The organism is Ruegeria sp. C6, assembly GCF_056537625.1.
Window position 1 is genome coordinate 1 of record NZ_JBQFRW010000014.1, and the last position, 8,771, is coordinate 8,771.

Genomic DNA, 8,771 nt, shown 5'->3' on the forward strand with positions numbered 1-8,771 from the left:
GCCGGGCATTACGCGGCGCCGGGCCCAACCAGAGGAGATGTCTCACAAGAGACATTGACGATGGGCGGGAGCGTCACACTTCGAGCGTCTTAATCACCCAGCTTGGCGTGAATCTCATCCAGATCGATCTCACCCGTCGGCATTTTGTTGGCGGGATTTTCGAAATCATACTTGAACAGTTCAAAATCCTGTTTGTAGATCTCGTAGACCAGATGCATCGACAAATCGTCAAAGTAATCCTCGACCGGATGCACGCGTTTTGGCCCATGGCCTTCGGATTCGTTGAAGCGCGGGATTTCGGACAGAGTCACGGGATGCGAGGTTTCAAGATTGTCCAACACACCCTGCATCCCATCGTTGAACTTCTCGGTCCAAAAAATCCGATCATATCGCCCGCCATTAGCGATCAGCGTCGAGACATGGCCAGACATGGCCGACCAGTGAATGTCGGGGTCCATCGGACGCCGCCAACGGATCGTGTCACGTGCGAATAAAAGGAACCGGCGGAAACTGGCAATTTGGTCAAACTCGCCCTTGCCGTCGTCACCCCCGACTTCGATTCCATAGTTGTAAATCAGCGTTGGCACCAGATTGCCGCGATAGCGTTTGCCGTTGCGCTGGATGCCGCAGATCTTGTCAAAAAAGGAACTGAGAATGCGTGTGTAGGGATTACGCACGCAGGTAAACGTATAGGACTGGTGCGATTGAACATTTCTGGCAATCGGATCCTGACTGGCACCAAAGGCCCACTTGTGCATTCCGTCCTTGGCGTCGTGAATGTCACCATCAAAGAAGCTGCCATGATCCGAGAAATACATGATTTGCCCGATCGTCGAGCAGGCGCATTTCGGCACAACACGGTAGACCATGCTTTGACTTTCGGTCATCCATGTTCCTGGAAAACCCATCTACTGCGCCTCCTTAGCCAGTTATCGCATTGATACTCCGGCATTTTGACCCAAAGAACCAAAAATATTCTGTTTATTCAATCGCTCATCCTCAGTATCACGGTTGCAATTGGGCAGAAACGGGGAATTACGAGACGCAAATGGCAAAGATTGCCTATATCTTGCTGTGCCACAAAGATCCTGACGCGATCATTGCGCAGGCCAGTCAGCTAACGGCTGCCGGCGATTGTATGGCGATCCATTTTGACGCTCGCGCCAACGATACGGATTATGCGCAGATACGCGACGCCCTGAAAGATAACCGCAATGTCACATTTGCAACGAAGCGGATCAAATGCGGATGGGGCGAATGGTCACTGGTTCAGGCCACGCTCCATGCATTACAGGCGGCGGTGGATCAGTTCCCAAGGGTCACCCATTTTTACATGCTGTCCGGCGATTGCATGGCAATTAAAACCGCCGAGTATGTGCACAGCTTTCTTGATGAACGCGACATGGATTTCATCGAAAGCCATGACTTCTTCGAAAGCAATTGGATTAAGACCGGAATGAAAGAAGACCGGCTGATCTATCGTCACTATTTCAACGAACGCAATCAGCCGCGCCTGTTCTATGCCGCATACGAAATGCAAAAGCGTTTCGGTCTGACCCGCGGCATACCCGCAGACCTGCAGGTCAAGATCGGCAGCCAGTGGTGGTGCCTGCGCCGTCGCACAGTCGAGATGATTCTGGACTTCCTGCGCCAACGCCGCGATGTGGTCCGGTTTTTCTCGACCACCTGGATTCCGGACGAGACGTTCTTTCAGACGCTTGTTCGCCACCTCGTCCCGAAGCAGGAAATCGAAAACCGTACAGTGACATTTTTGGTGTTTTCCGACTATGGCATGCCTGTCACCTTCTATAATGATCACTATGACATGCTGTTGGGGCAGAACTACCTGTTCGCTCGCAAGATCAGCCCCGAGGCCCATGAGTTGAAGGAACGGTTGGGTCAGCTTTATGCCAGCGAAGGGGTCACGTTCCACATCTCGGACGAAGGGCGTAATCTGTATCACTTCCTTGCCGGTCGCGGTCGGGTAGGACGACGTTTCGCTCAGCGCTTTTGGGAGGTCGGCAATACGTTAGGCCCCGAGCGGCAGGCGTTTCTGATCGTTTGCAAGAAGTGGCATGTCGCCAAACGGCTTGTTGACCAGATCGCGTCGGAAACCCCCATTCCCTGCATCGAATACATCTATGATGAGCAGGATACGCCATTGCCCGATTTGGGTGGAATCGAGACGACCCTGATTAAGCGGTCGCGCCATCGGCGGGCCGTTGCACGTATGTTGTTCGATTATTTCCAAAGCGACAGGCTGGTACTCTGCGTAGATCCGGCCAATCTGGACGTCATTCAGGATTTCTGTGCAGATCAGGCCCAAACACGTGTTCTGGAAATCGAATGTGCCTATTCAGATGAATATCTGACGGGCCATGCCCATCGTGTCGGTCTTGCGGGCCAGAACAGCTCACAGGATTCTCTTGCACGCCTGCTACCGACCCTTCGCAATGCGCTGGCTTACGAATCCGAATTGATCCGCAGCACCCAGAATGATGGGCTGTTCCATTTGCGTGAGGCAGCGGAACGTTCGGAGAATGAGGTGATTATTGCGGAATTTCTGGGGATCAGTGCCGATCAGGCCAAAGCGATCATGCAACTGGATTACCTGTTCGCTGATTGAATCCGGCGGCACGATCAGGTGCCGCCGGACATTCGCGTTCAGATGTCGAATTTGACACCCTGCGCCAATGGCAACTCGGCTGAATAGTTTACCGTGTTGGTCTGACGGCGCATGTAGGCTTTCCAGGCATCTGATCCGCTTTCGCGCCCGCCTCCGGTCTCCTTCTCGCCACCAAATGCGCCACCGATCTCGGCCCCGGACGGGCCGATGTTCACATTGGCAATCCCGCAATCCGACCCGGCCGCTGTCAGGAATTGCTCGGCTTCGCGCATGTTCAGTGTAAAAACGCAGGACGACAAGCCCTGTGGCACGTCGTTCTGAATCTCGATCGCCTCGGCAAAATCGTCATAGCCCATGACGTAAAGGATCGGAGCAAAGGTCTCGGCCTTCACAGTCGCGGTCTGGCCCGGCATCTCAACGATGGCCGGTTGCATATAAACACCGCCCGGCACACCTTCGGTCACGCGCTGACCTCCGAACACGGCACCACCCTCGGCCTTTGCTGATTCAAGCGCTGCGGTCATCGCATTGCCCGAAGCTTCATCCACCAACGGCCCAATCAACGTACCCTCGGTCAACGGATTACCGATGGGCAGACCTGCATAGGCTTTCTTCAGACGCCCAACCAGTTCCTCGCGGATCGAGTTGTGTACAATCAACCGCCGCAGTGTCGTACAGCGCTGCCCTGCCGTTCCCACAGCCGAGAATACAATCGCGCGAACCGCCATTTCCAGATCCGCCGACGGCCCAACGATCATCGCGTTATTGCCGCCGAGTTCCAGAATACACTTGCCAAAGCGCTGCGCCACGATCGGCGCAACCGCGCGGCCCATCCGGGTCGAGCCGGTGGCTGAAATGATCGGCACATCCTCGCTGGCAACCAGCGCCTCACCCAGATCGGCACCACCGATCAGGGTCTGCAAAAGCCCCTCGGGGGCGTCACCAAACCGGGCCAACGCCCGCTCAAAGATTTTCTGGCAAGCCAACGCGGTCAGAGGCGTTTTCTCGGACGGTTTCCAAACTACCGGATCACCACAGACCAGGGCCAGCGCAGCATTCCACGACCATACCGCCACCGGGAAATTAAAGGCCGAGATCACTCCGACCGGTCCCGCCGGATGCCACGTTTCCATCATCCGATGACCCGGGCGTTCCGAAGCAATGGTCAGACCATAAAGCTGCCGCGACAGACCAACAGCAAAATCACAGATGTCGATCATCTCCTGCACTTCGCCCAGACCTTCCGAGGTGATCTTGCCTGCCTCCCAACTGACAAGCGCGCCAAGGTCGTCCTTGGCGGCCCGCAGCTCTTCGCCCAGCAGTCGGATCAACTCACCCCGGCGCGGAGCCGGCACAACGCGCCATTCCTTGAACGCCGCTTTCGAGCGGGCAAAGATGGCCCCCATCTCGGAAACCGGAGTTTCGTGAACCTCGGCCAACAGGCTGCCATCTATCGGAGAGGTCACCCGCAGCGACCCGCCGCTAAGCTCAGCTGCAGTCAGGTCCAAATTCGCAAGCGTGGTTTCAGCAGTCATTATAATGTCTTTCATATCTCAAGCCGCCTTGTTTTGTTCGGTAACGTCACCGGCGCGATAAAGCCGGCCAAATTCGGTGTTCAGGAAATCGGCAAGCTTTACCTGCTCTTGCCGAACAAAGCCTTTCGAGGGCAGAACCCCTGTCCGCATCAGATCGACGACACCCAATACGCCTGCCGCAGTGGTGACCTGGATCGCACTCCAGACTTGTCCATCTATGGTGCGCGCAAAGGATTTGTTGATCAGGGATTTCTCACGCAACGTGCCATCAACGATGCCCTTTGCCGTGCAGTAGACCAGCACGACATCTTGATCCGTACGCGGCAAGGCCGTTTCAAAAATCTCTTTCAGCAGATCGCGGCGACGCTCTAGTCCCAGGTCACTGAGCAACAAGCGCAAGATATCCCGATGGCCCGGATAGCGGATCGAGCGATAGGATACCGCCTTCGCCTTACCGTCTAGCGTCTCGGGCAAGGTGCCCAGCCCGCCCGATGTATTGAAGCACTCGTACTCGACTCCGTCATGGCCGATCAGCTCATAATCTTCGAGGGGGGCGGTCTTGACCCTCTCGCCATTCACAATGGCATCACATGGATTGCAGTATTCGTTGATTAGCCCATCAGTTGACCAAGTCAGGTTATATTTCAACGCGTTGGTCGGATAGAGCGGTAACGCCCCGACCCGCATATGCAGGCCGTCGATTTCATCGAACTCGGCCGCCAGCGCAGCGCCCGCAATCCCGACAAACCCGGGGGCCAACCCGCATTGCGGCATAAATGCCGTCTCGCTGTTCTGCGCCAGCTCGCGCACCGCGTTGGTGGCGGCGACATCTTCGGTCAGGTCAAAGTAATGCGCCCCAACAGTTTTAGCTGCGCTTGCAATTGCCGGTGTCAGAAAGAACGGCGCGGCAGAGATCACCGCATCAAACCCTTTAAGGCCTTTCTCCAAGCCCGCGCTATCGCTGGCATCAATCTGCCGCGTAGAAATGCCCCGTTTCTTGAATGCTGACAGGGCCGCAAGATCGTGATCGGCAACAGTCACCGTGTAATGTGCCGAGGTTTTCAGCAAAGTCGCGATCATCTGACCGATCTTCCCCGCCCCGACTACGCAAATATTCCAGCTCAAAACGCGCCTCCATTCTGTGTTTCTTTTGATTATGAAGGGCGACTTGTTCGGATTGCAGATCGTATCTTGACGAAATGAGGTAATATTACGTCATTTTGACGTATCATGTGTCACTTTGCTAAATAGCTTATTCGAAAATGACTTCGAACATGGTCGAAGTCACAATCGTTTCAGCGCTCCTTTGAAGTGATTGTACTATCAGGTATGAGAGGACCATTGTCGGCTATACAACGCGGGCAATCACGGTTCGCCCAAGCATATAGGTGCCTTCAATGAGATCTCTCCGTGTCCTGCTTACCTGTTTCGCATGCCTGCTTCCTTTTGCAGCACTGGCCCAATCCGCTGAGGCACCTGCCGCTGAGATTTCGTTAGAGCTCAATGCCTTGGAAGACGTCGGCAGTGCCTGCAGATTGACCTTTCTGGTGACCAACCAATCCGGAACCACTATCGATGAAGCCGTATTCGAGACGGTGATATTTGACACCGAAGGCAGTGTCGTTACCCTCTCGCTTTTTGATTTTCGCGACTTACCTTTGGATCGCCCACGTGTCCGTCAGTTCGATCTGCCAGAGATGTCTTGCACGACTGTTGGGCGCGCATTGATCAATGGCGCGAGTTCATGCGTGGTAAAAGGCTCCCAGAGCGACATCTGTCAATCGACCCTAACGCTCAGCAGCCGGATTGAAGTGGAGTTGCTTGGATGAATATTCTCTCTTCTCTTCGAGAGATCCTGACCCTTGGCGGGCCCGTTGTGGCTATCCTTATTGTCATGTCGGTCCTGACCGTAGCAGTTACTCTTTACAAGCTTTGGCAGTTCGCTGCCTGTGGCGTAGGGCGGCACAAGGTTCTGTCACAAGCGCTGCAGGCCTGGGATGCTGGAGATCGAGCCACTGCACGCGCGCGCCTCGCTCAGAGCAGCAGCTATCTTGCACCGCTTGTCGAAGCCGCCATGGACGCGCTGGACACTCCTGATCTGGACGCTCGACTGGATGCCGAAGCTGGATTGGCACTGGCCGGGCTGGAGCGCGGATTTCGGCTTTTGGATACGGTCGCCCAGCTTGCACCCCTGCTTGGATTGTTCGGAACAGTTTTGGGAATGATCAATGCATTCCAAAGCCTTCAGTCTGCCGGGTCTTCTGTCGATCCCTCATTGTTGGCAGGTGGCATCTGGGTTGCTCTGGTAACAACAGCCGTTGGCCTTGCGGTGGCAATGCCGACTTCAATGGTCTTGTCTTGGTTTGAAAGCCGAACTGCCCGGGAACGGGTGTTTGCGGACAAAGCACTGCGTACGGTTCTGGTCCCGAACAACTCGAACCAGGCCGCCTCAGGCAGGACCGAGATTCTGAACGCTGAACATGCGTAACACGGCGCCCTTTGTAAGACGCCCGATGTCGATGACCCCGCTCATCGATGTCATCTTCTTGCTGTTGCTGTTTTTCATGTTGTCTTCAACTTTCTCAAAGTTCGCGGAAATCGAAATCAGCAGCGCAACCTCAGGAGCATCAGCCTCGGCTGAGCCGGTGGAGAGAATTTTCATTCAGATCGGTGCGGAGCGCGTGACTTTGAATGGCGAAACGCTGACGCTGGATGAACTGCCGGCGCAGATAGGGGCTGGTCAGGCTCTGGTGAGCCTTGATGCCGATACGTCCGCCCAACGGCTTGTGGATTTGCTGACCAGGCTGCGTGGCCGCGATGGCCTGACCGTCACGGTGTTGGAGTAGACCGATGATCCGCTTTGGTCGCCCAAGCCGCAAACGAGACTCGACCATCCCTCTGATCAACGTCGTCTTTCTGATGCTGATCTTCTTTCTGATTGCAGGCACCCTGGCACCACCGCTTGATCCCGAGCTTCAGCTTGTCGACACATCGGAACTCGAAGGCCGCGACCCTCCCGATGCGCTTGTCTTGAACGCTGATGGCATCCTCAGCTTTCGCGGAGTGCAAACCGACCCTGAGGCTTTCATGTCCAGCCATGATGACGGACCGGTCAGGATTGTCCCCGACCGCAATGTTTCTGGCCAACGATTGATGGAGGTAACCGGTGCCCTTCGGCGGCATGGGGCATCATCTGTGTACCTCGTGACCCAGCAGGCTTTGAAATGATCCGGAAGTCAGCGGCCATCGCTGCGTTGGCGGGTGTGCTTTCGCTTGTCTTGCATGTCTTTGGGATCAGTTTCTACGGTTCCAACCTGCCAGAACTGCGGACCAATGAGGAATCGGTCAGTTTGATCGAGCTTGGCAACACATTCGAGGAATTCACCGAAGACACGACGGACCCGGTGCAGCCGGACTCTGCTGAAGCCCCCGAGCCTCCGGTTGAAGACACTGTTAAGCCCGATACTGCCGACATCCCGATCAGCGATACACTCGTCGCTTCCCCCAATCCTCAGCAGGTATCTTCACCCGATGTCGGAGCGCCCGTCGCCCCACGATCAGAGCTTCAGGAAGAGGTGCCGACCAAACCGGTCGCCCCGTCCAATCCGGAACCAGCCACAGACGCAGATACCTCCGTAACGTCAGTGGTCGACCCGGAACCCGAGCGCTTGGCAGCTTTACCGCCCACAGACGCCTCAACTGCGCCGGTCCCTCCACTCAAGAGTACGGCAGTCGAACCAGAAATCCCAAGTTCGGTCGATGAGCCAACAAACGAGCCACCAGAAGAACAAGCCGCGCCTTCCGATCAGGCCGTATCTGTTTCCAAACGCCCCCGCCTCCCGGACAGAAGGCCCGCAACGGATACGCCAAAATCGCTCGATGGGTTCAGTAACTTCGACAATTTGCGCAACCCTACGCAAACATTGGAGTCGCCGCTTAGCCTTTATCAAAAGGAAGGGGCTGACCCGTTCCGAACCAGCAGTGGCAGAAATCAATCCTCGGGTCGCGGCGTTGGAAACTCCGATACCACGAACTATGCCGGACAAGTCCTGGTCCACCTCAATCAAACGCCCGTCGTCTATGTCCCGGTCCGCGGGTTTGCGCAGGTATTCTTCGAAATTAATCCTGATGGATCACTGGCTTGGGTTGATATCGTCGATAGCTCTGGCTCACCTGAAATCGAACGCGCCGCCAGAGATCAAGTCATCCGCGCCGCTCCATTTCCCCGTCCACCAAGCGGGTCAAGCCGCAGGCTATCGTTTTATTACCAAAATAGTTGATACCAAAGACAGCAGTTCGCCGAACCAGTTGATCGTTCCCTGAATGCTTCAACACGCTCCAGCGAGAGGATTTCGATCGGTCGTCACGGCAAGATCACCATGGGCGAAGCGCAGAAATTGGCAAAAAAGAGCTGATTCGACTGCTGCCCAATGACGGACAGCTTACCATAGAACTCGTTGGGGAGTTGGCGGGTCTTTTGGCTCTTGGTACACAGCGGAACGCCCGCAGCGTTTATGCTACGGGCTGCTCTGAGATTTTCTAAAGTTGGTTGCGGGAGCAGGATTTGAACCTGCGACCTTCAGGTTATGAGCCTGACGAGCTACCGGGCT

General features: G+C 55.6%; 9 protein-coding genes. 6 read left to right on the forward strand and 3 right to left on the reverse strand.

Features of this window, described 5'->3' with window-relative positions:
- Positions 1-89: 89 nt before the first annotated feature.
- On the reverse strand, positions 90-908 hold the full coding sequence (locus tag ACR0MJ_RS20490) for a sulfotransferase family protein (RefSeq protein ID WP_170423261.1): 819 nt from the start codon (positions 906-908) through the stop codon (positions 90-92).
- A 140-nt stretch (positions 909-1,048) separates the two neighbouring features.
- Here ACR0MJ_RS20490 and ACR0MJ_RS20495 point away from each other — a divergent pair, with 140 nt between their 5' ends.
- Positions 1,049-2,626 carry a DUF5928 domain-containing protein gene (locus tag ACR0MJ_RS20495; protein ID WP_480762408.1) on the forward strand — a complete coding sequence of 526 codons (1,578 nt, stop codon included), beginning with the start codon at positions 1,049-1,051 and terminating at the stop codon, positions 2,624-2,626.
- Positions 2,627-2,664: 38 nt separating this feature from the next.
- On the opposite strand, the gene amaB is transcribed toward ACR0MJ_RS20495, so the two are convergent.
- Positions 2,665-4,176 carry an L-piperidine-6-carboxylate dehydrogenase gene (amaB, locus tag ACR0MJ_RS20500; protein ID WP_480707547.1) on the reverse strand — a complete coding sequence of 504 codons (1,512 nt, stop codon included), beginning with the start codon at positions 4,174-4,176 and terminating at the stop codon, positions 2,665-2,667.
- Between the two features lie 3 nt (positions 4,177-4,179).
- The gene (locus ACR0MJ_RS20505; RefSeq protein WP_480762411.1) at positions 4,180-5,286 is read right to left on the reverse strand and encodes a saccharopine dehydrogenase family protein; all 1,107 of its coding nucleotides are present in this window, start codon (positions 5,284-5,286) and stop codon (positions 4,180-4,182) included.
- A 272-nt stretch (positions 5,287-5,558) separates the two neighbouring features.
- Here ACR0MJ_RS20505 and ACR0MJ_RS20510 point away from each other — a divergent pair, with 272 nt between their 5' ends.
- Genes ACR0MJ_RS20510 through ACR0MJ_RS20530 form a run of 5 tightly spaced genes read left to right on the forward strand, consistent with a single transcriptional unit; the run spans position 5,559 to position 8,441 of the window.
- Positions 5,559-5,990, forward strand: coding sequence for a hypothetical protein (locus tag ACR0MJ_RS20510; RefSeq protein ID WP_170395121.1), 432 nt, complete (start codon positions 5,559-5,561; stop codon positions 5,988-5,990).
- The gene (locus ACR0MJ_RS20515) at positions 5,987-6,649 is read left to right on the forward strand and encodes a MotA/TolQ/ExbB proton channel family protein (RefSeq protein WP_480762413.1); all 663 of its coding nucleotides are present in this window, start codon (positions 5,987-5,989) and stop codon (positions 6,647-6,649) included. The genes ACR0MJ_RS20510 and ACR0MJ_RS20515 overlap by 4 nt, the downstream gene beginning before the upstream one ends.
- Positions 6,650-6,674: 25 nt before the next feature.
- On the forward strand, positions 6,675-7,007 hold the full coding sequence (locus ACR0MJ_RS20520; RefSeq protein WP_480438001.1) for an ExbD/TolR family protein: 333 nt from the start codon (positions 6,675-6,677) through the stop codon (positions 7,005-7,007).
- A 4-nt stretch (positions 7,008-7,011) separates the two neighbouring features.
- A complete protein-coding gene (locus ACR0MJ_RS20525) occupies positions 7,012-7,389 on the forward strand; it encodes an ExbD/TolR family protein (RefSeq protein ID WP_480762417.1) in 378 nt (125 codons plus the stop codon).
- Positions 7,386-8,441: an energy transducer TonB family protein gene (locus tag ACR0MJ_RS20530; protein ID WP_480762420.1), complete on the forward strand. Its 1,056-nt coding sequence runs from the start codon at positions 7,386-7,388 to the stop codon at positions 8,439-8,441. The genes ACR0MJ_RS20525 and ACR0MJ_RS20530 overlap by 4 nt, the downstream gene beginning before the upstream one ends.
- Positions 8,442-8,771 lie beyond the last annotated feature (330 nt).

What these genes read in the sequence shown, in the direction of transcription:
- ACR0MJ_RS20490 (WP_170423261.1), bottom strand. Translation starts at nt 908, where the DNA reads ATGGGTTTTCCAGGAACATGGATGACCGAAAGTCAAAGCATGGTCTAC.
- ACR0MJ_RS20495 (WP_480762408.1), top strand. Translation starts at nt 1,049, where the DNA reads ATGGCAAAGATTGCCTATATCTTGCTGTGCCACAAAGATCCTGACGCG.
- amaB (WP_480707547.1), bottom strand. Translation starts at nt 4,176, where the DNA reads ATGAAAGACATTATAATGACTGCTGAAACCACGCTTGCGAATTTGGAC.
- ACR0MJ_RS20510 (WP_170395121.1), top strand. Translation starts at nt 5,559, where the DNA reads ATGAGATCTCTCCGTGTCCTGCTTACCTGTTTCGCATGCCTGCTTCCT.
- ACR0MJ_RS20515 (WP_480762413.1), top strand. Translation starts at nt 5,987, where the DNA reads ATGAATATTCTCTCTTCTCTTCGAGAGATCCTGACCCTTGGCGGGCCC.
- ACR0MJ_RS20520 (WP_480438001.1), top strand. Translation starts at nt 6,675, where the DNA reads ATGTCGATGACCCCGCTCATCGATGTCATCTTCTTGCTGTTGCTGTTT.
- ACR0MJ_RS20525 (WP_480762417.1), top strand. Translation starts at nt 7,012, where the DNA reads ATGATCCGCTTTGGTCGCCCAAGCCGCAAACGAGACTCGACCATCCCT.
- ACR0MJ_RS20530 (WP_480762420.1), top strand. Translation starts at nt 7,386, where the DNA reads ATGATCCGGAAGTCAGCGGCCATCGCTGCGTTGGCGGGTGTGCTTTCG.